Here is a 24131-nt window from a genome sequence, read left to right as displayed (position 1 = left end):
TGGGAGAAATATGATAGAGATGCTTAAGTTTTGAAAAATTGAGTGTCCTTCTAACACCGCTTTTGATTTCCGTGCAAGACTTCGCTTTCCGCGGGCGGCCGGTGAGCCTCCTCGTCGCTGCGCTCCTGCGGGAAGAAAAGCGGAGGCGGCTTGCTCAGCCCCGACAAGCATAAGATGAATAGGCTGAAAAGGCGCGTTTTGCCTTTTATGCCTATTTAGCTTATGACCTCGAGGGGCTAGCCGGCGGAGCTGGACAGGTCTCACCTGTCTCGCTTTTCCCGGAGGAGTCTTCGTCTTGCACTCCAATCAAAAGCTGGAAACGGTTTATTTCCAAAAAGCTTTGTATCTCGAATAATTTTATTTCCTTTTGAATTGTCCAAATGAATCAAAAAAGCCAGCCTTTTATAAAAAGGCCGGCTTCCTTAATTTTTTTATTTTTTACTAATCTTCTCAAACGCCCTTTCCGCAGCTTCGATCGTCTTGGCGATGTCTTCATCAGTGTGGGCAGTTGATAAGAACAACCCTTCGAATTGGGAAGGCGGTAAAAATACTCCTTCATTCGCCATTTCACGGTAGTAGTCTGCGAACATTTCCAGGTCGGAGGATTTTGCCCCTTCATAATTCTTCACTTCTTCATTTGTGAAGAATAATCCGACCATCGAGCCTGCACGATTGATCGTGTGAGGGATGCTGTGTTTTTCAGCCGCTTTTTTCAGGCCTTCTTCAAGAAGATCTGCTTTGCGTCCGAATTCTTCATAGCTTTCAGGCGTCAATTGACTGAGTGTCTCGTAACCGGCCGTCATCGCCAGCGGATTTCCTGACAGGGTTCCTGCTTGGTATATCGGACCGCTCGGAGCGATTCTCTCCATGATTTCGGCTTTTCCGCCATACGCTCCAACAGGCAGTCCGCCGCCGATCACTTTTCCAAGGCAAGTCAGATCAGGAGTCACATCGAAATACCCCTGAGCACAGCCATATCCTACGCGGAATCCAGTCATGACTTCATCGAAAATCAACAGTGAACCGTTCTGCTCCGTTATTTCTCGCAGTCCTTCCAGGAAGCCTGGCTGAGGTGGGACAACTCCCATATTTCCCGCAACAGGTTCGACGATCACTCCTGCAATATCATCACCGTACTGTTCGAATGCATAACGGATGCTTTCAAGATCGTTGTATGGAACGGTGATCGTATTTTGCGCGACGCCTTCAGGTACTCCTGGGCTGTCAGGGAGACCAAGGGTTGCTACACCGGAGCCGGCTTTAATCAGCAACGAATCTCCGTGGCCATGATAGCAGCCTTCAAATTTAATGATTTTATTTCGTCCTGTATAACCACGTGCAAGACGAAGTGCACTCATGGTCGCTTCCGTCCCTGAAGAAACCATACGAACGATCTCTATACTTGGAACACGTTCGATGACCAATTGAGCCAGTTTATTTTCGATTTCAGTTGGTGCACCGAAGCTTGTCCCGCTTTCAGCCACCTTCTTGATCGCTTCCACCACACGGTCATTGCTGTGACCAAGAATAAGGGGACCCCATGAAAGTACATAATCGATATATTCATTTCCATCGATATCAAAGATTTTGGACCCTTTTCCTCTTTCCATGAAGATGGGATCCATCTTGACTGATTTAAATGCGCGGACAGGGCTATTTACACCGCCTGGCATTAACTTCTTTGCTTCTTTGAACGCTTCTTGTGATTTTTCAAATGAACGCATGTCCGTTCTCCTCCTTTAATGATATTCAGGAATGTTGAACTGTTTTAAGACAGCCAGCCTGCTACGTCTTTTGCGAAATACGTAATGATCAGGTCTGCCCCAGCACGCTTCATGCTTGTCAGTTTTTCCATCACGATTTCCTGCTCGTTGATCCAGCCGTTTTCTGCAGCGGCTTTGACCATGCTGTATTCTCCACTTACATTATAGGCAACAACCGGTGCGTTGAAACGGTCCTTCACTTCTCTCATGATATCCATATAAGAAAGAGCCGGTTTCACAATCAGGAAGTCTGCTCCTTCTTCGATATCGGATTGTGCTTCGCGCAATGCTTCCAAACGGTTTGCCGGGTCCATCTGATATGTTCTTCTATCACCGAATTGAGGTGTTGAGTGAGCTGCATCACGGAACGGTCCGTAGAAGCTTGAAGAGTACTTCACTGCATAGGACATGATCGGTACGTCCGTAAAGCCTGCTTCATCCAAGCCATGACGGATGGCAGCGACAAAGCCGTCCATCATATTAGAAGGGGCGATGATATCCGCTCCCGCTTCCGCCTGGCTGACGGCCGTTTTTGCAAGCAGGTCAAGAGTCGGGTCGTTCAGGATTTTTCCTTCCTTAACAATTCCGCAGTGGCCATGGCTCGTGTACTGACATAGGCAGGTATCTGCTACGACAACCATTTCAGGGTAGAGTTCCTTCACGAAGCGGGTTGCTCTTTGCACGATTCCATGCTCATGATAAGCCTGTTTCCCAAGCTCATCTTTTTCTGCAGGCACACCGAACAGGATGATTGATTTAATGCCCAATGAGACGATCTCATCCATCTCCGCATGGAGATTATCCATGGAAATATGAAACACTCCCGGCATGGAAGGTACTGCCTTACGGATATTTTCTCCTTCTACAACAAATAAAGGATAGATCAAATCTTCTTTTCTAAGATATGTTTCCCTTACTAATGAACGCATATTTTCTGATTGTCTTAAACGACGATGGCGATTAAATGTTAGATCTTTCATTTTAAAACCTCCGTTGGATCGGTATGATTATGATTTATCTCTGGCTGCAGCCGCATATTCTATCATTTCCGCGACCATCTCATCTACAGTATACGTGTTTGGACAAATTTTTACATGTAATCCGTACTCTTCTGCCGTCTTTTTGGTAAGAGGGCCGATGCACGCTGCCGGAAGGTTCCGGATATTCGAGTGCAGGGAATACCTATCGATCACCTTCATAAAATGATGGACGGTAGAGGAACTCGTGAAAGTCAAGATATCGACATTGCCCTCTGCGATTACTCCTTTTAGCTTACCAATGCTTTCTTCAGGTAAGATCGTTTCGTATACGATCCACTCATCACAGCGGACCCCTGCTTCAATCAGCTCTTTCGCTATGACATCCCTTGCCAGGTTCCCTTTTGGAACCAGCACTTTTCCGTTCGGCTTCTTCTCAGAGATGAACTGATGTACAAAGTCATCCCCTGTAAAATCATCTGGAACAAACGAAACGGACAGTCCGCGATTTTCACAATATTTTTCTGTTTTTGTCCCTACTGCAGCAAATTTGGCAAACAGCGAAGATAATTTTATTTTATGTTTTTCTAATTGATCCAGAAAAAATGCAACACCATTTCTGCTGGTGAATACAATCCATTCATAGTTATGTATCGATAATAGCAGGGACGTTCCCCGTGGATCATCATATGATTTGAAGTCCAGGAGGGGGATCACTACAGAAACCCCTCCATATCCCTCAATAAGGGAGCTCAAATCCTTGGCTCCCTCTTTTCCCCTTGTGATGAGTACCTTTATTTGATCTAAAGGCTTTTCACCGTTCATTATTGATCAAGCTCCTCTTTCACTTTGTCAATCAGTGCTTTAGCACCAAGCTCAGTCAAGCTTTCCGCTACTCTTTCACCAACAGTTTGAGGATCTGCCCCTGACATATATTCCTTATAAATCGTGTGGCCGTCAGGAGATGCCACAAGGCCTGTCAGCGCCACTTCACCGTTGTCTTTAAGCTCCGCATATCCGGCAATCGGCACCTGGCATCCGCCCTCCATCTTATGCAGAAAGGCTCTTTCCGCAGTCACGGTTTGAGTTGTTTCTTCATCAGAAAATTGATTCAATAAGCCCAGAAGCTCATCATCATCTTCGCGGCACTCGATTGACAGTGCTCCCTGGCCGACAGCTGGCAGACAAAGATCCGGATCAAGGAATTCAGTCACAACATCACTTGTCCAGCCCATGCGTGAAAGGCCTGCAGCTGCCAGGATGATGGCATCATAGTCTTCATTTTCAAGCTTGGAAAGACGTGTGTCGATATTACCGCGAATCCATTTGATTTCGAGGTCGGGACGCACGGATAGAATCTGTGCCCCTCTTCGCAAGCTGCTTGTACCGACAATGGCACCGGAAGGAAGGTCCTTCAGCGCAACATGATTTTTACTGATAAACGCATCACGGTGATCCTCACGTTCTGGTATACATCCGATTGTAAGACCTTCAGGCAGTACAGCAGGCATATCTTTCATGCTGTGCACAGCCATGTCAATCTCCTTATCAAGCATGGCTTGCTCGATTTCTTTAACAAATAAGCCTTTTCCGCCTACCTTGGAAAGTGTGACATCCAGGATTTGATCCCCTTTTGTCACGATTTCTTTCACTTCAAAATCATAAGAGGAATCGATTGCCTTCAACTGATCGATCACCCAATTTGTTTGTGTAAGTGCTAATTTACTTCGTCTTGATCCTACAATGATTTTTCTCATAATTACCTCCTGAAAGCTTATGAATACCAGAAATGAAAGGATGAAAGCCGGCTTCCCAAAAAGAAATTGATCAAGATGATCAAGAAAGCAGCTACATTAAGCATTGCCAATGATTTTCCAAATACGTTCTTCTTGATTCTCAGATATAAGTAAGTACTGTATAAAATTAATAGAATGAATGATCCTATAATTTTCGGGTCATACAAAATGAAGTTTGGTAATTTAATAAAAGCCCACTGCATGCCAAGGATCAAACTGAGCAGAAGCATGGCCACTCCGATCGAGTTCGAAATATAAGATATCTTCTCAAGTTTGGACAAATCACTGATCCTCCATAATCTTTCTCCCCACTTTTTTTCTTTCAAAAGTTTGAATTGCAATAAGTAGAGAAGAGAGAAAACAAAGGATAATGTAAAGGCCCCGTATGATAGGATGGCCATCGTGATGTGAATCAGAAGCAATTCTGAAACCAGCTGTTCAGCCATCGCGCGTGACTCCACCTGCACGGGCGCAAACGTATGGATGGCCATGATGATGAATCCCAGTACATTGGTGAAAAAGACAGTGAAATCAACCCGCAGCAGCCGGTTGATCACCAATGACAGGGTAATCAATACCCAGGCATAAAAATAAAGCCCCTCAAAAATCGTGAGGACTGGAAACCTGCCTGTATTGATCATGTAAAGAAATAAAAAAATTGTTTGAAGGACCCAAACAATTGCAAGTAACCAGAAGGCAAAAAGGTTTGCCTTCCGGTTTTTGTTTAAGAAATCTATAAAATAAAACAGAATACTAATAGCATACAGAACAATCATCAGTTCGTGCAGCCTAGTCATCGTTTGTTCAAACATAGACAATAACCTCACTTACGCATGAAAAGAAGGTTGTGGAGTGAAGCTCTTTTTGCTCTCACTCTTCTCATTGGCTGCTTTTAGTTGTGTCTGTTCCTGCACTTGCTTTTCGATGTTGAAAATCGAAACGAATAAATCCAATTTATCCTCGGCATCGGGCAGGGCAGCAAGTTCTTTTGCTTGTGAAATCGGGTCTTTCAGCAATTGATTGATGATGCTCTTCGTATGTTTGCTCAATACTTTCCGTTCCCTGTCGGTCAGGTTGGGCATTTTGCGCTCGATGCTTTCCATCGTTTCCGCCTGAATCGATAATGCTTTTTGTCTAAGCGCTGAGATGACAGGTACGACCCCAAGCATATTCAACCAATCTTTAAACGCAACAATCTCAGCTTCGATCATCAATTCGATCTGTTCAGCAGCTTTTTTACGTTCCGCTAAATTAGCTTGGACAATACCTTCCAAGTCATCGATGTCATAGAGGAAAACACTTTCCAGTTCACCGATGGAAGGATCCAGATCACGAGGCACTGCAATATCCACCATGAAAAGTGGACGCCCTTTTCTCATGCGCTCCACATAAGACATCGTTTCTTTCGTAAGGACAAAGTCCTTCGCTCCAGTGGAACTGATCAGAATATCCGCTTCGACCAGTGCACAATTCAGTTCCTGCAGAGTCTTTGCCTTACCATCGAAACGTCCGGCAAGCGTCTGGGCTTTTTCAAAGGTACGGTTGATCACAGTTACCTTTGTAGCACCACTGCCGTGTAAGTTCTTGATAGCAAGCTCTCCCATTTTACCTGCTCCAAGAATCAGTACGTGTTTGTTTTCGAGACTGCCAAATACCTTTTTGGCAAGCTCGACCGCTGCATAGCTGACTGATACAGCGTTTGAACCGATTTCCGTCTCTGAATGAGCTTTTTTCGCCACGGTCACAGCCTGCTTGAACAAATGATTAAATACCGTTCCAGTTGTTCCCGCTTCCTGTGCAGTCAAAAAGCTTGTACGGATCTGGCCAAGTATCTGCGTTTCCCCAAGAACCATTGAATTCAGACCGCAAGACACTTTAAAAAGGTGTTCGACCGCTCCTTCTTGTTCATAAATGAACAAATACGGGGTGAACTCCTCTTTATCTATATCAAACCATTGTGATAAGAAATCTTTTATATAATAACGACCTGTGTGAAGCTGATCAACTACTGCATATACTTCCGTTCTATTACAAGTGGAAACGATCACATTCTCCAGAATGCTTTTCTTTTCCTTCAATGCTCTCATAGCAAATGGCAGATCAGTTTCATTAAATGATAAACGCTCACGAATCTCAACAGGGGCCGTTTTATAATTTAAACCAACGACAATCGTATACATGCTATGCACTACACCCCCAATAAAATCATTACCCTTATTATAACATGTCCGTTAAGTATCCTTTGTCCGTAAATGTGAACAGAAATTGAAACCTGACTATGTTATGATGTACCATATTAAAAATCAACAGGAATTGTTGAACTTTCATAGGGTCATCAATGAAAACCGTTTCATTTCTCTTGAATTTCGACATTTCCTACTAATGTAGGTTATCAAAACAAGCTGAAAGAATCAAGTGATGGAAAGGATTCACACTATTTTCGGCGTATATAGTATGATAAAAGCTTCTTTCTATCATTTTTCCTCAATCCGGATAAAATAAACCTTAATCCTCACTCTGAATCGAGTAGGATATGGTTTAATAACACTATTGGCTTACTCCTGACTCTTATGATGTTAATTGAGGAAGATAACGGGGAATCTCTACATGCCTGTTTTTTCCTTAGGTAATGCAAAACAAAATCAGTTTTCCCTGCAATGGACAGGGTAAAAGTAACAACAGATACATATTGAACCTTCTTTATACCGGGCTTGTACACAGAAATTTTGTTTTATTGGAGGATTAACATGAAACAGCAAAGAATTTTCCCTGGATTGATCTTGATAGGATTCGGATTATACTTTTATCTTCAGCAAGCAAATATTGTCTTATTCCAGCACTTTTTCACCTGGCCCACTCTTCTTATCATCGTGGGGATCGCATTTCTCGGGCAGGGATATAGGGGGCGTGAAAATGAAGCCATTCTTCCCGGAACCATCCTGGTCGGCTTTGGACTTCATTTTCACGTAGTAAATAAATTGGAAATATGGCCTGATCATATGGGGACCTTCATCTTGATCATAGCACTAGGGTTTTTACTGCGGTACCAGAAGACAAGGAACGGCTTGTTCCATGGAATTCTTTTTCTCGCCCTTTCTATTATTCTCCTATTCTCTGATAAGGCAGCAGTCTGGCTTGGGCTGATTGAGGGAAGAGTCGGTTCAGCTTGGGAGTTCTGGCCGATCTTCATCATTGCGATTGGCGTATACCTTCTGTTTATCAGAAAAAAGTAGGGTTTTATCTGTAATTCACCCCGGTCAGCTATCATGTAAAGTACTTATGAGGTGGACCATTTGTTGTAATAAGGGAGGGAAATTGCATGCTTCAATCCTCCTCCCTTAGCGCCTACTTATTCTGATATCCTTTAATTTTTGCTTTTGATCGTCCGGCCACCATGCACCACATTCATTTGAAACAACACAAGCAGCGCATTTTTCCAAATTGTAAACCTTCATTCCTTCTATAGGCGGGGAATACAAATGCAGGGTGACAAGATTTCCAGATCCTCCCTTCTTCATTTTATGAATCCCGCTTTTTGGGGCAAAAAAGAATGAACCTTTATGATAGGTTCGATTAAATATCTCTCTCGGCAGTAGACCATCCCTCACTTCATACACTGTATTCAATGCCCCTCCCTCCATGACTTGAATCCAGCCTTTGGAACTCCCGTGGTCATGCGGGGCGCATTCGATATCCGACCAGTTCATCACCAGCAGTTCTGCCTCTTCGTTTTTATACAATAAGCGGCGGTAATATGGTTTTCCTTCAGGTGAGTGAAGAAACGGCTTCAAATCTTCAAGGCTGATTTCCAACGATTCCAGTGCTTTCTTCAGCTGAAGTGCTGAAGGAGACGCTATCCCAGCCAATGTTCTCTCAATACGTTCATTCAATGTCATAGATACTCTCCTTTCATACATGGAGCTGGTCATTCCACTTAACTCTCCCTCTCCAGGGTTAGTCTTGGATTACTTCCTTGCCCAAATGATGCGGCGAATAACCGGCACTAATTGACCATTCACTATGATGACCCCTACTATGATTATGATCCCTCCCAGTATACTTATGAAAAAAATCTTTTCATGCAGCAACAGGACTGCTGCGATGAACGTCACAAGCGGCTCTAAATAGAGAAACATTGAAACCTTCGATGCTTCCATTATCTCCAGTGCTTTTGCCCAATACCAATATCCGACACCTGAGACAAAAATCCCAAGAAACAATATATGCGCCCATTCTGTATTAGTGAGGAGAGACATGTTTTCCCACCCCTTACTCCTCAGCAGGAAAGGGATGCTCAACAGACATCCAAGCAGACTCATATAAAAAGTGACAATGAGCGACGGGAGAGGAACCCTCAATCTTTTTAATAGGACCGAGTACACAGCCCAATTCAATGTGCTAAGAACCATCAGTATATAGCCGAAATTAACTTCAAAACCCGGAGACTGACCGCTTCTTGCACTTGTCACCATCAACACCCCTATGATGGCAATAAGCATACCTGCCGTACGCAGCCACGTCATTTTCTCATGTAAAAAAAGCATCGATAGGATTACAGTGAAAACAGGGGAAAAAGATATCATCCATCCTGCAGCAGACGCATCTATGGATAATAAGGCCGTTGCCTGTATGACCTGATGTATAAAAACCCCCAGTACAGACAGCACAATAAGATGCGGGATATAGCGTAATGGAAGGAACGTTTTATAACCAATACCGCTAATAAAAATAGTGCACCGATTGCAAAACGGAGAACAAGAAGGGTATATGGCTCAAGGGTATCGACTACAGCTTTGGTTGATACAAACGATATCCCCCAGAAACTTATCGAGATTGCTGCATAGAAAGATGCTGCGATAGTCGCCTTATTCATATTCAATATTTCCTTTCAGAGGTTTATACCATCATATGCATGTCCAACAAGAAAATGAGAAAAAGCGGAAGAAAGGAACATTTATGATTGTTATGCCAAGTGTCATGGATTACGCATTTTTCCATTACATACAAAAAGCGCCTCAATTAAATTGAGACGCTTCTCTTCATCGCTTTAGAGTACAGAATCCAAAAATTCTTTAGTCCTTTGCTGCTTAGGATTCGAGAACATTTCTTTCGGATATCCTTCTTCCACGATTCTTCCATCATGCATATAAACCACTCGGTCTCCCACTTCCCGGGCAAACCCCATTTCGTGCGTGACGACGACCATCGTCATCCCTTCGAGGGCAAGCTCCTTCATTGTAGACAGTACCTCTCCGACTAATTCGGGATCGAGGGCTGAGGTGGGTTCATCAAAGAGCATGATATCGGGTTTCATCGCAAGTGCCCTTGCAATGGCGACACGCTGCTTCTGCCCACCTGAAAGCTTGGAAGGATAGACATTTTCTTTTTCAGCCAACCCTACTTTTTTCAAGAGCTCCTTTGCATTCTTCTTGGCTTCTGCTTTTGGTACCCGTTTCACGTGAACAGGAGCTTCCATAACGTTCTCCAAAACGGTCATATGAGGAAACAGATAGAAGTGCTGAAATACCATTCCCACCTTTTGACGGATTTTGTTTAAATCATGGGTATCCTGATTGACTTCTTCCCCTTCAAAGACCACTTGGCCGTTATCCTTCAGTTCCAGGAAGTTCAGGCAGCGAAGCAGGGTGCTTTTGCCTGATCCACTGGCGCCGATCAAACAGACAACTTCACTTTCCCTCACACTCATATCGATATCCTTCAGTACATGTAAGTCCCCGAAGGATTTATTCAACTTTTCTACCTTGATCATTTCCTGACTCATATTCATCCCTCCAGCATCGATTTAATCACTGACCGACATACGTTTTTCGATAATATTCACAATCGTTGAGAATACCAGGACAAGAACCAGGTAGTAGATTGCAACGATCAGCAGGTACGTCATATAGTCGAAATTATTTGATCCCAAGGTCGTCGCGACACTAAAGAGTTCAAACATACCGATAAAGGAAGCAAGGGATGAATCCTTCAGCGCGATGATAAACTGATTTCCAAGTGGCGGCAGGGCTCTTCTGAAGGCCTGCGGGAGTATGATCCTTCTCATTGTCAGACCGTTTGACATCCCCAGGGAACGACCTGCTTCCATTTGACCGCGGTCAATGGATTGAATGGCTCCCCTGAAGATTTCCGCAATATAGGCCCCGTTATGGAAGGCAAGACCTAACACGACGGACCAGAATCCTGAAATGTGCAGTGCGGTCAGTCCGAAATAGAAAATAAAGATCTGTACGATCAACGGTGTACCGCGGACGACGAAGATATATAAATCTGCCAAAAGCTCCAGCGGCTTCACCTTGGAAATCTTTAAAAAGGCAAAGAATAGTCCGATTACAATGGCGATCAGTACGGATACGATCGTCAATTGGAATGTTAACAGCATCCCTTTCAAAAAGATGTCATATGTATCTGCAAAGGTTTCGAGAAAATGCATGAATGTCCCTCCATTCAACTATTTGCTTTAGACTGAACCAAGCAGGCTGCCGATAAAAAAAGCGAATGTGCACACGAAGCACATTCGCTTTCCATCATGCTGCGCTTACTCTTCCGGGTCTGTTGTGATGTCTGTATTAAAGTACTTTTCACTGATTTTCTTCAGTGTTCCATCTTCTCTCAGCTTTTCGAGTGCTTTGTTGATATCTTCAAGCAGTGCTTCATTCTCTTTTCCAACAGCGATTGCCTGTTCACTGCGTCCGATCAGTTCGCGTGCTTCGAGCTTCAAACCGGAAGCAATCGCTTCTTTACCCGTGATGAAGTCTGTGATGACTGCATCATGCTTTCCTTTATTTAACGCTTCAAGTGCGACGACATCACTATCATACTGTTGAATACTGTCTGTTACTTCTTTCGCAGTGTCCGCATAGGTAGATCCTTTTGAAACCGCGATTTCTTTCCCTTCAAGGTCAGAAAGCGTCTCTACCGAACTGTCCGGACGGACAAAAATCTGTGGACCTGAGTAGTAATAAGGAGTAGAAAAGTCCACTTCTTTCAAACGGTCTTCTGTAATCGTATGACTTGCTACCGCCACATCAAAACGTCCTGATTTTACACCTTCGACGATTCCGGCAAACTTGAATTTCTTCTGTTCAGGCTCCAGTCCCAATTCCTTGGCAACCGCTTCGGCGACCTCGATATCAAACCCTGACATCGTACCGTCATCTTCGGTTACACTGAATGGCTTAAATTCTCCTGAAGCTGCATAAATCAGCTTTCCTTCTTCAACAAGCTTTGCTCCGCTTTCGGTTGTCGCTTTCCCCCCACATGCAGAAAGGATAAGCACTAATGCCAATACTAATAATCCTGTCAATTTCTTCACTCTTCGAAGTCCCCCTTTAGTATGTATTACTGTATATCTTTCACAATTGTATCAACAAAAGAGAAAATTCTCAAAATTCAAATACTCTTATAATTATTTATAATGACGCATAATTAATGGTGACATGAACTGAGCTTGACTATAAACAAGGATGCGACATATCCCTTTCATATCCTTAATAATACTCAATACGATTAGGTATTTACTCCCTTATTAGACCACTCATAACAAAAAGAACTGCTTCAATAGTTTGTCTTTCACTATTGAAGCAGTTCTTTTTTATTAGACAGAGAGTTAATGGCTGTGATACACCGCTATTGATTTCCGTGCAATACTTCGCTTTCCGCGGGCGGCCGGTGAGCCTCCTCGTCGCTGCGCTCCTGTGGGTTAGAAAAGCGGAAGTGCTTTGAAGAGAGGCGGGTGGCATAAGGCGAATCGGCCACGAAGGCGTTCTTTGCCTTTCTTGGCCGATTTGACTTATGACATGTACCTCTAAGCCCTGCAGCTGGACAGGTCTCACCTGTCTCGCTTCTCCCGCAGGAGTCTTCGTCTTGCACTCCAATCAACCGCTGGAGAGGATTAAATATCAACAAGTGCCTTTAACAAAATTTGTGTTATAGGTTCATTTATAAAACGATTTAATTGCTGACCATGCTTTGTCTTTTCCTAAGCCAGTTTCCGAGGAGAATAAGACTAATTCGTCCTCTTTATCCATTTCTAGTGTATCTTTTGTTACCTTAAGGTGCTTTTGCCATTTCCCTTTTGGTATTTTATCAGCTTTTGTGGCTATCACAATACATGGAATGCCATAATGCTTTAGAAATTCATACATGACTACATCATCGTTTGTAGGAGGATGACGAAGATCGACGATGAGGATGACGGCTCTAAGCTGATCACGGGAAGTGATGTACGTTTCGATCATTTTCCCCCATGCTTCTCGCTCTTTTTTGGATACTTTTGCATAGCCGTATCCAGGAACATCTACATAGTACAGTGTTTCCTCGATTTTATAAAAGTTAAGCGTCTGGGTTTTACCCGGCTTGGATGAAATCCTTGCCATGCTGTTCCGGCCGATCATTTTATTGATGAAGGATGATTTCCCCACATTCGAACGTCCTGCCAGTGCAAATTCAGGCAGGTCCCCTTCCGGATATTGTTCCGGACGGACCGCACTGATTACTAATTCAACTTGATTTACTTTCACTTCTTTTCACCTACTAATGCTTTCTCTAAGACCTCATCTATATGGGATACAAGAATGAAAGTTAAATCTTCCCTAACACTTTCAGGAATGTCTTCAATGTCCTTCTCGTTATCCTTCGGCAGGATAATCGTTTTGATTCCAGCACGATGAGCGCTTAATGATTTTTCTTTTAGACCTCCGATTGGAAGAACCCTTCCGCGGAGGGTGATTTCCCCTGTCATTCCCACTTCTCTGTTTACAAATTTACCTGTAAGGGCAGAAACGAGGGCTGTAGTGATCGTGATCCCTGCTGATGGGCCGTCTTTTGGCACCGCTCCTTCAGGGACATGGATGTGAATATCCCATTTCTCGTGAAATTCTTCATCAATTCCGAGGTCTTTCGCTTTAGACCGTACATAACTGAAGGCAGTCTGGGCAGATTCCTTCATGACATCCCCAAGCTTCCCTGTCAGGACAAGCTTTCCTTTCCCTGGAGCGAGCGACACTTCAATTTGGAGCGTATCCCCTCCCACGGATGTATAAGCCAGGCCGGTGGAAACCCCGATTTGATTTTCCACTTCCGCCTGTCCGTAGCGGAATTTTTTCTTACCTAAGAAGTCTTCGATATTGCTGCTTGTGATCACGACGCGTTTCTTCTCGCCTGATACGATGATTTTTGCCGTCTTTCTGCATAAGGAGGCAAGTTGCCGCTCCAGACTCCGTACCCCTGCTTCACGCGTATAATAACGGACGATATCAACAATCGCTTCATCCCTTACCTGCATTTGATTCTTGGTCAGGCCGTGTTCTTTAATCTGCTTGGTCAACAGGTGGTGCTTTGCAATATTCATCTTCTCAAGCTCGGTATAGCCGGCAATCGTGATGATTTCCATACGGTCTCGGAGCGGGCCGGGTATCGTGGACAGATCGTTCGCCGTTGCAATGAACATGACCTTCGATAAATCATACGTCTCTTCGATGTAGTGATCACTGAAATTGGAGTTCTGCTCGGGATCAAGGACTTCTAGCATCGCAGAAGAAGGGTCGCCCCTGAAATCACTTGACATTTTATCGATTTCATCCAGCAGGAAAACCGGATTGACAGTACCTGCCTTTTTCATCCCCTGGATAATTCTTCCCGGCATTGCACCTACATAGGTACGGCGGTGACCTCTTATTTCAGACTCATCCCTGACTCCCCCCAGGGAAATCCGGACGAAGTTTCTTCCGAGTGACTCAGCGACAGAGCGTGCCAGACTCGTTTTCCCGACTCCAGGAGGTCCTGCAAGACAGAGAATCGGTCCCTTTAACGATTTCGTCAGCTGCTGGACAGCCAGATATTCCAATACTCTCTCTTTTACTTTCTCGAGTCCATAATGGTCGCGGTTCAGGATGGCTTCTGAGCGTTTGATGTCCAGCTGGTCTTTTGTTTCTGTCGACCATGGCAATGAAACCAGCCATTCGATATAGTTCCTGATAACAGAGCTTTCCGCAGAGCTTGAAGGAACTTTTTCATAACGTGCCAGCTCTTTTAGTGCGGTCTTTTCCACTTCTTCTGGCATATCTGCCTGTTCGATCTTCGACGTCAAGTCATCAATCTCACCGGCTTTTCCTTCTTTGTCGCCAAGCTCTTTTTGGATTGCTTTCATCTGTTCCCGCAGATAATATTCTTTTTGGGTACGCTCCATTGAACGTTTTACCCGCTGGCCGATTTTCTTTTCCAGGCTTAAAACTTCTTTTTCATTATTAATGGTTTCGATCACCATCTGAAGACGCTTCTTGATATCAAGCGTTTCCAGCACAGATTGCTTTTCCTTCATTTTCAAAGGCAGATGCGAAGCGACGATATCGGCAAGTCTGCCTGGTTCATCTATATCAGAGACAGTGGAATATGTTTCTGCTGATACTTTCTTCGATAACTTTATGTATTGCTCAAAATAATTCAAAAGTGTTCTCATCAATGCATCCGTTTCGGATTCCTTCTCGACGGGATCATGAAGCTCTTCCACTTCTACTTCATAATACTCTTCCTCGTCAGTAAATGCGGCAATCGAGGCACGATTCAACCCTTCCACGAGAACCCGGATCGTTCCATTAGGCAATTTAAGCATCTGCTTTACCTTGGTCAGTGTTCCCATTTCATAAAAATCTTCTTGTTCAGGCTCATCTATATTCATATCTTTTTGGGTTGTTAAGAAAATTAAATGGTTATCCATCATGGCTTTTTCCAAAGCCTGTACGGAGCGCTCACGCCCAACATCTAAATGCAAGACCATTGTCGGATATACGAGTAAGCCTCTTAATGGAAGGAGGGGAACCGTTATTTTATTTTGCTTTGCCAAATCTAACACCTCCAAAATTAGGCTCTTAGCCTTTGTACAATTCTAACTTATTTACTAGGTAGTGTCTATTAATTAGAAAAGCGTAAGCGCCTTGATTAGCCCCGACAAGCGCTTTTGGACCGGCCGGTGAAGTCGCTCTTTGACTCCACCCGCCGGACCGAAACGTCTCGAGGGGCTAGGCGCTGGAGCTGGACAATACTCTAGAAAAATTAGCCTCTCTTACTCAAAGACAAACCGATTCGGATAGACCCGAATCGGCCATAGTCTATACGCTTTTTTTATTTGATTCGTTTAACAGTGCTGTCTCACTTGTGCTTAGTTGATCTTTCACTAGAGCCAGGTCCAGTACTTCCTTCAAATGTTTGACCGGAATGACTTCAATTCCTTCGATTTCATTCATCATGGATTGCTGATTTTCATGTGGAATGATTGCGACCTCGGCACCTGCTAATTTCGCCGCTTTCACTTTCGGAAATACCCCTCCGACAGGTTTAACAAATCCATGAATACTGATTTCCCCGGTTAAAGCGAGGTTATGTTTGATTGGTATACGGTAAATAGCCGAGTAAATGCCGAGCGCCATCGCGATTCCAGCAGAAGGTCCATCCACAGGTATTCCTCCGGGAAAGTTTACGTGTATATCATATTGATCCGCCGGCACCCCCATCGAGCGAAGTACCGTGATGACATTTTCAATCGAACCTTTTGCCATGCTTTTACGGCGGATTGATTTACTTCGATCGCCGATGCTTTCTTCTTCAACGATACCCGTTACATTGATTTGTCCTTTGTCTTGTGCAGGAATCACGGTCACTTCGATTTCCAGCAGAGACCCGGTATTCGGACCCGTTACAGCCAGACCGTTCACAACCCCGATCGTTGCTTCTTCATTGATTTTCTTTTCATAGCGCGGTGTCAACTGACTGGACTGAATGATCCATTCCAGTTCATGATCATACATGTCATTTCTGTTCTCATTGATGGCTACACCTGCTGCGATTTGAACCATATTAACTGCTTCACGTCCGTTGCGGGAATACGAAGCAAGCGTATTTAGGCCTTTATCACTGATTTTCATATTGATTTTATCCACTGCCCGAGCAGCCACCTTCTTTACTTCATCCTGCTCAAGCTCCCTGAAAAACACTTCCATGCACCGTGATCGAATCGCAGGAGGAATTTCATTTGGTGTACGAGTAGTGGCTCCGATCAACCTGAAGTCGGCTGGAAGGCCGTTTTTGAAAATATCATGTATGTGGGTGGGTATCTGATGATTCTCTTCGTTATAATAAGCACTTTCCAAGAAAACTTTTCTATCTTCCAATACTTTTAATAGTTTATTCATTTGAATAGGGTGTAATTCTCCTATTTCATCAATAAATAACACACCGCCATGTGCATTTGTTACCGCTCCTTGCTTCGGCTGCGGGATTCCCGCTTGCCCCATGGCACCGGCACCTTGATAGATGGGATCATGGACAGAACCGATTAATGGATCAGCAATGCCTCTTTCATCAAATCGGGCAGTGGTAGCATCCAATTCCACAAAAACTGCGCTTGATTTGAAAGGGGATTTGAAGTTCTTTTTTGCTTCTTCCAACACCAGACGGGCAGCTGCCGTTTTTCCCACTCCCGGAGGCCCATAGATGATTACATGCTGTGGATTCGGGCTGCAAAGGGCTGCCTTTAATGCTTTTATTCCATCTTCCTGACCGATGATATCATCGAAGCTCGTCGGTCTTACCTTTTCTGCCAGCGGCTCTGTCAAAGAGATGGATCTCATTTTTCTCAGTTCTTCCATTTCCTTTTTCGATTCACGGTCAATGGTCACTTTTTGATTTCGTTGATTTTTAAGAAGGTTCCAGAAATACAATCCAATGATGATTCCGAAGAACAATTGGATAAATAAAGCGATGCTAGTAAAGCTCATTCGTCTCCCTCCAAGTAGATACATGTTGTTACGGGTTAGTATCTCCTTGAGGTTGTGGGAATAAACAAAAAAATAACAGACATAAAACAAAGCCCGGAATGATAAACCATTCCGGGCTTTTAGAAGCTGTTAAGCAGATGTTTTTTCTTCGTTTGGATCGATGATGGTGCCGTCTTCAAGGACTAGCTGTGGTACTGCATCTTCAAGAATCGTTTCTTTTGTGATGATACATTTTTTGATATCGTCACGTGAAGGAAGATCGAACATCACATCAAGCATCATCGTTTCGATGATGGAACGCAGTCCGCGGGCACCTGTTTTACGCTCGATTGCTTTCTTGGAAATTTCAAGAAGGGCCTCTTCTGTGAATTCCAATTCTACATCATCAAGTTCAAGCATTTTTTGGTATTGTTTCACCAATGCATTTTTAGGTTTTGTCAGAATTTCAACCAACGCTTCTTCGTCAAGCGGCTCTAGACTCGAAATTACTGGAAGACGCCCGATAAACTCTGGGATCAGACCGAATTTCAATAAGTCTTCAGGTACCACTTTGGATAGAAGAGATTTATCTTCTTTTACTTCAGCACTCTTAGGATCGGAACCGAATCCAATGACCTTTTGGCCGAGGCGGCGTTTGATGATTTGTTCGATACCATCAAATGCACCACCGCAAATGAACAGTACATTCGACGTATCAATTTGGATGAATTCCTGATGAGGATGCTTACGTCCACCTTGTGGAGGCACGCTTGCCACTGTACCTTCAAGAATTTTCAACAGCGCCTGCTGTACACCTTCTCCTGATACGTCTCTAGTGATGGAAGGATTTTCTGATTTTCTTGCCACTTTATCGATTTCATCGATGTAGATGATGCCTTTTTCGGCTTTTTCCACATCATAATCGGCTGCTTGAATCAGCTTTAACAGAATGTTTTCAACGTCTTCACCTACATAACCTGCTTCAGTCAGAGATGTCGCATCCGCGATTGCGAATGGCACATTAAGAATACGGGCAAGAGTTTGAGCAAGTAATGTTTTACCGCTTCCTGTAGGTCCGATCATCGCGATGTTACTTTTTGACAGTTCTACATCGTCTACTTTGCTGCTTGAGTTGATACGTTTGTAATGATTGTACACAGCGACAGCAAGAGACTTTTTAGCCTGTTCCTGTCCAATGACGTATTCGTCGAGAATTTCACGGATTTCCTTTGGTTTCGGAACATCCTTAAACTCAACTTCTTCTTCCGTACCGAGTTCTTCCTCCACGATTTCAGTGCAAAGCTCGATACATTCATCACATATATAAACACCAGGTCCTGCTACTAATTTACGAACTTGATCTTGCGTTTTTCCGCAAAAAGAACATTTTAATTGTCCTTTTTCATCATTAAATTTAAACAATGTATTTCACCCCTTCATTAATACTGCTTCAATCAATCACAAATTGATTATGGACGACCGTGTACTTGCTTCTTCTCACCACTAAGTTATGTATTGCATTTTAGCACAGTATATGTTTGTAAAAAAATTATACGATTCTTAAGAATCATCTTATTATGTATCGGACATTTTAGCAAATATTTTACTTACATGTTTTTATGTATATCAGTATGGAAGAAGACTGCAAGCATTGTCAGAAATTTAACCCCTGCTTATTAAGGTTTATCCAAAATTGCAGATTATTATTCTTTTGTACGATTGAAAATCAACTATTAATTGTACAAAACAAGGCGCGAATCGCGCCTTGTTCCTATTTATTATTATTATGCTTCTTTGCTGTTATCAACAAGGAATTCTACTGCTTTACGAACTTTCAGGTCCGCTTTAAGTGTGTCAAGACCGCCTAGGGCTTGCTTGATGTTGTCAGCAGACATGTTGTACTGCTCAGCCATTTTATTTACTTCTTCTTCTGCTTCTGCATCAGTCACTTCAAGATTTTCAGCTGCAGCGATTGCTTCTAACGTAAGGTTAGTGCGTACACGCTTGCCTGCATCTTCTTGCATTTGACCGCGAAGATCTTCTTCTGTTTGACCAGAGAATTGGAAGTAAAGGTCAAGATTCATACCTTGCATTTGAAGACGTTGACCGAATTCTTGCATCATGCGGTCTACTTCACTGTTTACCATTACTTCAGGAATTTCAACTTCTGCATTTTCAGAAGCTTTTTCTACAAGCGTTTCACGAACTGCTGTTTCAGCTTCGTTCTTCTTGGATTCTTGAAGACGCTTTTCGATTTTTTCTTTAAGCTCTGCTAATGTTTCAACTTCTTCATCAGCATCTTTCGCGAATTCATCGTCTAATGCTGGAAGTTCTTTTGTTTTGATTTCGTGGAGTTTCACTTTGAATGTTGCAGCTTTTCCTGCAAGCTCAGCAGCATGGTATTCTTCAGGGAATGTAACTTCAACATCCTTCTCAACACCCGCAGCTGCTCCAACTAATTGCTCTTCGAATCCTGGGATGAATTGTCCAGAACCTAATTCAAGAGAATAGTTTTCAGCTTGTCCGCCTTCGAACGCTTCACCGTCAACGAATCCTTCGAAATCCATTGTTACTGTGTCGCCTTCTTCAGCTTTTCCTTCTTCTTTCACAACAAGCTCAGCTTGTTTTTCTTGAAGTGAAGTAAGTTCAGCTTCAACATCTTCAGCCGTTACTTCAGTTTCCATTTTTTCTACTTCAAGACCTTTGTAGTCTCCAAGTTTCACTTCAGGCTTCACTTGTACTTTCGCAGTGAAGATCAACTCTTTGCCTTTTTCCATTTGCTCAACATCGATTTCCGGACGATCGATTGGCTCGATGCCAGTTTCTTCGATTGCTTGAGCATAAGCTTCAGGTAAGATGAAGTCTAATGCATCTTGATATAGAGCTTCTACACCAAAGCGCTTTTCGAACATACCGCGAGGCATTTTCCCTTTACGGAATCCTGGTACATTTACTTGCTTTACAACTTTTTTGAACGCAGCGTCTAAACCTTCGTTTACTTTCGCAGCTTCTACTTCAATTGTAAGTACTCCTTGGTTACCTTCTTGCTTTTCCCATTTTGCAGACATACTGTTCCCTCCAACAATCTATATTTGATTCTAATTTTTTACGCATAGTAGTAGATAGTCCCGTGTATGAATCTAGCACTATCATCGTAAATATATAAAAATCTATTCTATTGCAACCATTATATTATAACATACAGCCTCATTCTTTCAACAGAGAGCAATTAAATTATCGGTGAAGAAATTTCCTCTAGCTCATTCAGCTGCTCAAGCAGGCTTCGGCATTCCTCACATTCTTCGATCTTCTCCTTCAATTCTTCCTGGAGAATAGTATCGGCAAACATTCCCGCTGTATAATATCCGTAAACGATGGACGCACTGCTCGGACCCCCTTGCAGTTCAAATGGATACAGAAGGAAAGAATGTCTCTTAACCAATTCAAGGGCATGTTGATATAGTGTGGGATTCCGCTGTGATAATAGGTCTTCCAGCTCTTCCGTCACTTTTATAAAAAAGTCGGTTTCAAACACATCCTGCAGTGAAGAAGGAGCGACCTGCACTTCTTTATTCAACTTACTGATTAAAATTCCCTTATCAAATCCATGTTCACGTAATACATTCAGGATCATGGACTGCAGAAATGGATGCGAATCCCCGTCCCCTAAATAAGAAAGGAGCTCAGGCAGATACGGACGGATATTCTGATGAACCAGCTGGGCTGCGATCAGGGTCTGTTCCTCGAGACTCTTATCTTTCAGGATGGAGGTCTCCGGAATTTCAGGTGTTACTTTCGTCTCGCTATCCGGCTCTTTTCCATCCCTTACTTTTTCACTGAAGTGCAGCAGTTTCTTGAAATGCTCTTCCTTTTCAAAAGGCACCTCTTTTTCGTCAAAAAGTGCGTGTATCGTATCAATTACATCTTGATGCTGATGAAGCTGGATGAGGATCATCAGGTACATATCGACCACCTCGAAATATTCCCCAATCCCTTCAAGAAGCATTTCTTTGCAGATCACTTTTGCTTCATCATATTGTTTATTTTCATAAAGGGCTAATACCAACGCTGTATTGATATCAGGATTCTTCGGATCCATTTCATACGCTTGGGTCAAAAGGTCTGCTGATTCCTGGATATCCCCGTTCTCGAGGGACTGAACCCCTTTTTCAAGGAGCCTCTCCTTCAATCCGGGAAATTGCAGGACCTTTCCTTTTTCCTCATTGTTTTTCTTTGTCATGTTTTGTACCCGCCTATACGTATTAAAGATGGTAATAGTGTAGCATGAGAGGTTGGAGAAAACAAAGATTATAAGGAGCCGGTCTATACTTCAACAATATGAAGAACGAAAAAAAGCCTGCCGATCGGCAGACTCGATGTATGTAGGTTCAATGGCGTCCCAGGAGAGATTCGAACTCCCGACCTACAGTTTAGGAAACTGTTGCTCTATCCTGCTGAGCTACTGGGACAATTTAATCAATATTTTCACAAAGCGGTAACGTTAATAAATATTTTCTTTTCCCTTATAATTGAAATAACAAGGGATCCGGTTCAGTTAGGATAAAAAAGAGATACTCACACATTCTAATTATCTGTGTCAGTATCCCTTATCTGTTCAAAACCCTGTTAAACCAAGGTATGTATGTAATGATAGTGGCGTCCCAGGAGAGATTCGAACTCCCGACCGACGGCTTAGAAGGCCGTTGCTCTATCCTGCTGAGCTACTGGGACAATTCAGTTTTAAACATCCGTTTTTCAAGGACAATATTTATTATATTCACATAGCATAAAGAAGTCAATACATTTTCAAAAAAAGTTTTCTGAAATACTTTTAACCTGATCGCTAACCTCTCTACCAATTTATTATATCCTTTGCCTTCCTGTTTGAAAAGCAAAAGAACCCTCTAAATAGAAGGTTCTTTAAACAATCGTTCATATGCATTTATAATCAATTTCTAAAGCGTGAACTCCTGCTCCTCAACCACTTCATGTTCATGAGCCAAAAACTGCACCTTGACCATCTCTTCCGAAGCTTCCACCAAAGCATATGTCCGCTCCTGTCTTCCACGGGGCAGCAAAATGCTTCCAGGATTTAAAAACAGCGTACCGCCCGCCATTTCCGCTCCGAGTGTATGCGAATGTCCGAAGAAGACAAATTTTGCACCGGCTTCCTCTGCTCTGTAGCGAAGTTTCATCAATGACATTTTGATGCCGTACAAATGGCCGTGTGTAATGAGAATGGTGTCACCATCTAATTCTTCTATTAAATCATCCGGGAGACGGGCATCCATATCACAGTTTCCGCGAACCGCTAAATAGTTTGAAAGTGCTTCATCATCGGCACTTAGTTCTGAGTCACCGCAATGGATCATCGCGTTTACTTCACCATCATATTTCTCAGCCAGTTCTGTAATTTCCTTTCTCGAACCGTGGCTGTCGCTGACAACTAAAAGCTTCATGATTTCCTCACCCTCTTAAACGAAGTCTGTAATCAGTGCTCCCAATTTTTTCAGAGCGTTGCCCCGGTGACTGATGCTGCTCTTTTCTTCCGGTGTGAGTTCGGCCATCGATTTCCCCAGGGAAGGAACAAAGAAAATCGGATCGTAGCCAAATCCGTTTGTTCCCCGTCTTTCCTGAAGGATCTGCCCTTCACAGGTGCCGTTTACTGTGCGTGTTTCCATACCTGGACCTGCAATCGCCAGTACACAGTGAAAGCGTGCATTCCGGTCGCCATTAGGGACATCTTTCAATTCCCCCAGCACCTTGTCCATGTTGGCTTCATCGCTTTTTTCTTCCCCTGCATAGCGGGCGGAATAGACTCCCGGCCTGCCATCCAATGCATCAATCGCTAAACCGGAATCGTCAGCAATCACCAGATCACCCAATTCTTTCGCTACTGTTTCAGCTTTCAATATGGCATTTTCCTCAAATGTCGTTCCTGTTTCTTCAACGTCCTCGATTTGAGGTAAGTCTAGTAATGTTTGTACCTCATATCCATAGGGAGCAAACATATTTTGAAATTCCTTTGCTTTCCCCTTGTTTTTTGTAGCGATTATTACACGTTTTGTCATAACTGTGTCATCCCTTTATTGAATTCTTTGCGCCAATTCGCCAAGCGCACTTTTTTGCATTTCGAATAGTTCCTGGATTCCAACTTGCCCCAGCTCCAGCATCTCATGCAGCTGGTTCATGGTGAAAGTAGCTTCTTCGCCTGTTCCTTGAAGCTCTACAAATTCCCCTTCACCGGTCATGATGATATTCATATCAACCAGGGCTTTGCTGTCTTCAATATAATTAAGGTCTAGCACTGAGCCGTGATCTTCAATGATACCTACACTCGTTGCAGCTAAATAGCTCTTAAGGGGAAAACGGGAAATCTTTTTATTATCCTGTAATTTCCCAAGTGCCAGGGCCATTGCCACGAACGCTCCTGTGATGGAAGCCGTTCTGGTACCACCGTCCGCCTGGATGACATCACAATCAATCCAGATCGTTCTCTCACCAATGGCATCCAAATTCACTACCGCCCGTAATGCACGCCCGATCAAACGCTGGATTTCCATCGTTCTTCCAGAAATTTTCCCTTTGGAAGATTCACGGATATTTCTTGTTTCCGTGGCTCTCGGCAGCATGGAATACTCCGCGGTGATCCAGCCTTTGCCGCTGTTTCTCATAAAAGGAGGTACGCGCTCTTCAATACTTGCATTACAAATCACTTTCGTATTTCCAACAGTGATCAGTACAGACCCTTCCGGATGCATCACATACCCCGTTTCGATTTTCACTTCACGCAGTTGATTCTTTTCTCTTCCATCAGCTCTCATA

Annotated in this window: 20 protein-coding genes, 2 tRNA genes and 1 pseudogene; 1 reads left to right on the top strand and 22 read right to left on the bottom strand. The window is 43.4% G+C overall.

The features are described 5' to 3' along the window. Positions 1-431: 431 nt before the first annotated feature. From hemL to hemA, 6 genes are read right to left on the bottom strand one after another with little or no spacing between them, the layout of a single operon-like run. Positions 432-1724 carry a glutamate-1-semialdehyde 2,1-aminomutase gene (gene hemL, locus ACXAFV_RS07495; protein ID WP_475125474.1) on the bottom strand — a complete coding sequence of 431 codons (1293 nt, stop codon included), beginning with the start codon at positions 1722-1724 and terminating at the stop codon, positions 432-434. 44 nt (positions 1725-1768) lie between these two features. Beyond that, positions 1769-2743: a porphobilinogen synthase gene (gene hemB, locus ACXAFV_RS07490; protein ID WP_475125472.1), complete on the bottom strand. Its 975-nt coding sequence runs from the start codon at positions 2741-2743 to the stop codon at positions 1769-1771. Positions 2744-2770: 27 nt separating this feature from the next. Next, positions 2771-3565, bottom strand: coding sequence for a uroporphyrinogen-III synthase (locus tag ACXAFV_RS07485; RefSeq protein WP_475125471.1), 795 nt, complete (start codon positions 3563-3565; stop codon positions 2771-2773). Continuing rightward, positions 3565-4497, bottom strand: a complete 933-nt coding sequence (gene hemC / locus ACXAFV_RS07480; protein ID WP_475125470.1) for a hydroxymethylbilane synthase — start codon at positions 4495-4497, stop codon at positions 3565-3567. Before hemC ends, ACXAFV_RS07485 begins: the two co-directional genes overlap by 1 nt. A 17-nt stretch (positions 4498-4514) precedes the next feature. Beyond that, a complete protein-coding gene (locus ACXAFV_RS07475) occupies positions 4515-5348 on the bottom strand; it encodes a cytochrome c biogenesis protein (RefSeq protein ID WP_475125469.1) in 834 nt (277 codons plus the stop codon). A 15-nt stretch (positions 5349-5363) separates the two neighbouring features. Then, a complete protein-coding gene (gene hemA / locus ACXAFV_RS07470; RefSeq protein ID WP_475126091.1) occupies positions 5364-6716 on the bottom strand; it encodes a glutamyl-tRNA reductase in 1353 nt (450 codons plus the stop codon). A gap of 567 nt (positions 6717-7283) precedes the next feature. Here hemA and ACXAFV_RS07465 point away from each other — a divergent pair. Continuing rightward, positions 7284-7769 carry a LiaI-LiaF-like domain-containing protein gene (locus ACXAFV_RS07465; RefSeq protein ID WP_475125467.1) on the top strand — a complete coding sequence of 162 codons (486 nt, stop codon included), beginning with the start codon at positions 7284-7286 and terminating at the stop codon, positions 7767-7769. 105 nt (positions 7770-7874) lie between these two features. Here ACXAFV_RS07465 and ACXAFV_RS07460 read toward each other — a convergent pair whose 3' ends face one another. From ACXAFV_RS07460 to rph, 16 genes and pseudogenes are all read right to left on the bottom strand, one after another. Next, positions 7875-8432, bottom strand: coding sequence for a cysteine dioxygenase (locus ACXAFV_RS07460; protein ID WP_475125466.1), 558 nt, complete (start codon positions 8430-8432; stop codon positions 7875-7877). A 69-nt stretch (positions 8433-8501) separates the two neighbouring features. Continuing rightward, positions 8502-9409, bottom strand: a pseudogene (locus ACXAFV_RS07455) (DMT family transporter). A gap of 174 nt (positions 9410-9583) precedes the next feature. Beyond that, a complete protein-coding gene (locus ACXAFV_RS07450; protein WP_475125465.1) occupies positions 9584-10318 on the bottom strand; it encodes an amino acid ABC transporter ATP-binding protein in 735 nt (244 codons plus the stop codon). A 21-nt stretch (positions 10319-10339) separates the two neighbouring features. Then, positions 10340-10987, bottom strand: coding sequence for an amino acid ABC transporter permease (locus tag ACXAFV_RS07445; RefSeq protein ID WP_446243799.1), 648 nt, complete (start codon positions 10985-10987; stop codon positions 10340-10342). A 105-nt stretch (positions 10988-11092) separates the two neighbouring features. Then, positions 11093-11869, bottom strand: a complete 777-nt coding sequence (locus ACXAFV_RS07440) for a transporter substrate-binding domain-containing protein (RefSeq protein ID WP_475125463.1) — start codon at positions 11867-11869, stop codon at positions 11093-11095. 622 nt (positions 11870-12491) lie between these two features. Next, the gene (yihA, locus tag ACXAFV_RS07435; RefSeq protein ID WP_475125461.1) at positions 12492-13076 is read right to left on the bottom strand and encodes a ribosome biogenesis GTP-binding protein YihA/YsxC; all 585 of its coding nucleotides are present in this window, start codon (positions 13074-13076) and stop codon (positions 12492-12494) included. Further along, complete coding sequence (gene lon / locus ACXAFV_RS07430; protein ID WP_475125460.1) at positions 13073-15397, bottom strand: endopeptidase La; 2325 nt, start codon at positions 15395-15397, stop codon at positions 13073-13075. The genes yihA and lon overlap by 4 nt, the downstream gene beginning before the upstream one ends. 265 nt (positions 15398-15662) lie before the next feature. Continuing rightward, the gene (lonB, locus tag ACXAFV_RS07425; RefSeq protein WP_475125458.1) at positions 15663-17327 is read right to left on the bottom strand and encodes an ATP-dependent protease LonB; all 1665 of its coding nucleotides are present in this window, start codon (positions 17325-17327) and stop codon (positions 15663-15665) included. A gap of 129 nt (positions 17328-17456) precedes the next feature. Then, positions 17457-18728, bottom strand: a complete 1272-nt coding sequence (gene clpX / locus ACXAFV_RS07420) for an ATP-dependent protease ATP-binding subunit ClpX (RefSeq protein WP_475125457.1) — start codon at positions 18726-18728, stop codon at positions 17457-17459. Between the two features lie 362 nt (positions 18729-19090). Then, positions 19091-20374 (bottom strand): trigger factor, encoded by a 1284-nt coding sequence (gene tig, locus ACXAFV_RS07415; RefSeq protein WP_475125455.1) that lies wholly within the window; start codon positions 20372-20374, stop codon positions 19091-19093. A 161-nt stretch (positions 20375-20535) separates the two neighbouring features. Further along, a complete protein-coding gene (locus ACXAFV_RS07410) occupies positions 20536-21546 on the bottom strand; it encodes a tetratricopeptide repeat protein (RefSeq protein WP_475125454.1) in 1011 nt (336 codons plus the stop codon). A 152-nt stretch (positions 21547-21698) separates the two neighbouring features. Continuing rightward, positions 21699-21775: transfer RNA gene (locus ACXAFV_RS07405), tRNA-Arg, on the bottom strand. A gap of 185 nt (positions 21776-21960) precedes the next feature. Then, a tRNA-Arg gene (locus tag ACXAFV_RS07400) sits at positions 21961-22037 on the bottom strand. A 224-nt stretch (positions 22038-22261) separates the two neighbouring features. After that, positions 22262-22765 (bottom strand): metallophosphoesterase family protein, encoded by a 504-nt coding sequence (locus ACXAFV_RS07395; protein WP_475125452.1) that lies wholly within the window; start codon positions 22763-22765, stop codon positions 22262-22264. 15 nt (positions 22766-22780) lie between these two features. Next, positions 22781-23377, bottom strand: a complete 597-nt coding sequence (locus ACXAFV_RS07390) for an XTP/dITP diphosphatase (protein ID WP_475125451.1) — start codon at positions 23375-23377, stop codon at positions 22781-22783. A gap of 15 nt (positions 23378-23392) precedes the next feature. Next, positions 23393-24130, bottom strand: coding sequence for a ribonuclease PH (gene rph, locus ACXAFV_RS07385; protein ID WP_475125449.1), 738 nt, complete (start codon positions 24128-24130; stop codon positions 23393-23395). Between the last annotated feature and the right edge of the window lies 1 nt (position 24131).

Source organism: Rossellomorea sp. ABR4_012 (genome assembly GCF_056159545.1).
This window is presented reverse-complemented; position numbering and strand designations above follow the sequence as displayed.

What these genes read in the sequence shown, in the direction of transcription:
- ACXAFV_RS07465 (WP_475125467.1), top strand. Translation starts at nt 7,284, where the DNA reads ATGAAACAGCAAAGAATTTTCCCTGGATTGATCTTGATAGGATTCGGA.
- tig (WP_475125455.1), bottom strand. Translation starts at nt 20,374, where the DNA reads ATGTCTGCAAAATGGGAAAAGCAAGAAGGTAACCAAGGAGTACTTACA.
- lonB (WP_475125458.1), bottom strand. Translation starts at nt 17,327, where the DNA reads ATGAGCTTTACTAGCATCGCTTTATTTATCCAATTGTTCTTCGGAATC.
- ACXAFV_RS07475 (WP_475125469.1), bottom strand. Translation starts at nt 5,348, where the DNA reads ATGTTTGAACAAACGATGACTAGGCTGCACGAACTGATGATTGTTCTG.
- hemB (WP_475125472.1), bottom strand. Translation starts at nt 2,743, where the DNA reads ATGAAAGATCTAACATTTAATCGCCATCGTCGTTTAAGACAATCAGAA.
- ACXAFV_RS07460 (WP_475125466.1), bottom strand. Translation starts at nt 8,432, where the DNA reads ATGACATTGAATGAACGTATTGAGAGAACATTGGCTGGGATAGCGTCT.
- ACXAFV_RS07395 (WP_475125452.1), bottom strand. Translation starts at nt 22,765, where the DNA reads ATGAAGCTTTTAGTTGTCAGCGACAGCCACGGTTCGAGAAAGGAAATT.
- hemL (WP_475125474.1), bottom strand. Translation starts at nt 1,724, where the DNA reads ATGCGTTCATTTGAAAAATCACAAGAAGCGTTCAAAGAAGCAAAGAAG.
- hemC (WP_475125470.1), bottom strand. Translation starts at nt 4,497, where the DNA reads ATGAGAAAAATCATTGTAGGATCAAGACGAAGTAAATTAGCACTTACA.
- rph (WP_475125449.1), bottom strand. Translation starts at nt 24,130, where the DNA reads ATGAGAGCTGATGGAAGAGAAAAGAATCAACTGCGTGAAGTGAAAATC.
- ACXAFV_RS07410 (WP_475125454.1), bottom strand. Translation starts at nt 21,546, where the DNA reads ATGACAAAGAAAAACAATGAGGAAAAAGGAAAGGTCCTGCAATTTCCC.
- hemA (WP_475126091.1), bottom strand. Translation starts at nt 6,716, where the DNA reads ATGTATACGATTGTCGTTGGTTTAAATTATAAAACGGCCCCTGTTGAG.
- ACXAFV_RS07450 (WP_475125465.1), bottom strand. Translation starts at nt 10,318, where the DNA reads ATGAGTCAGGAAATGATCAAGGTAGAAAAGTTGAATAAATCCTTCGGG.
- ACXAFV_RS07390 (WP_475125451.1), bottom strand. Translation starts at nt 23,377, where the DNA reads ATGACAAAACGTGTAATAATCGCTACAAAAAACAAGGGGAAAGCAAAG.
- ACXAFV_RS07485 (WP_475125471.1), bottom strand. Translation starts at nt 3,565, where the DNA reads ATGAACGGTGAAAAGCCTTTAGATCAAATAAAGGTACTCATCACAAGG.
- ACXAFV_RS07445 (WP_446243799.1), bottom strand. Translation starts at nt 10,987, where the DNA reads ATGCATTTTCTCGAAACCTTTGCAGATACATATGACATCTTTTTGAAA.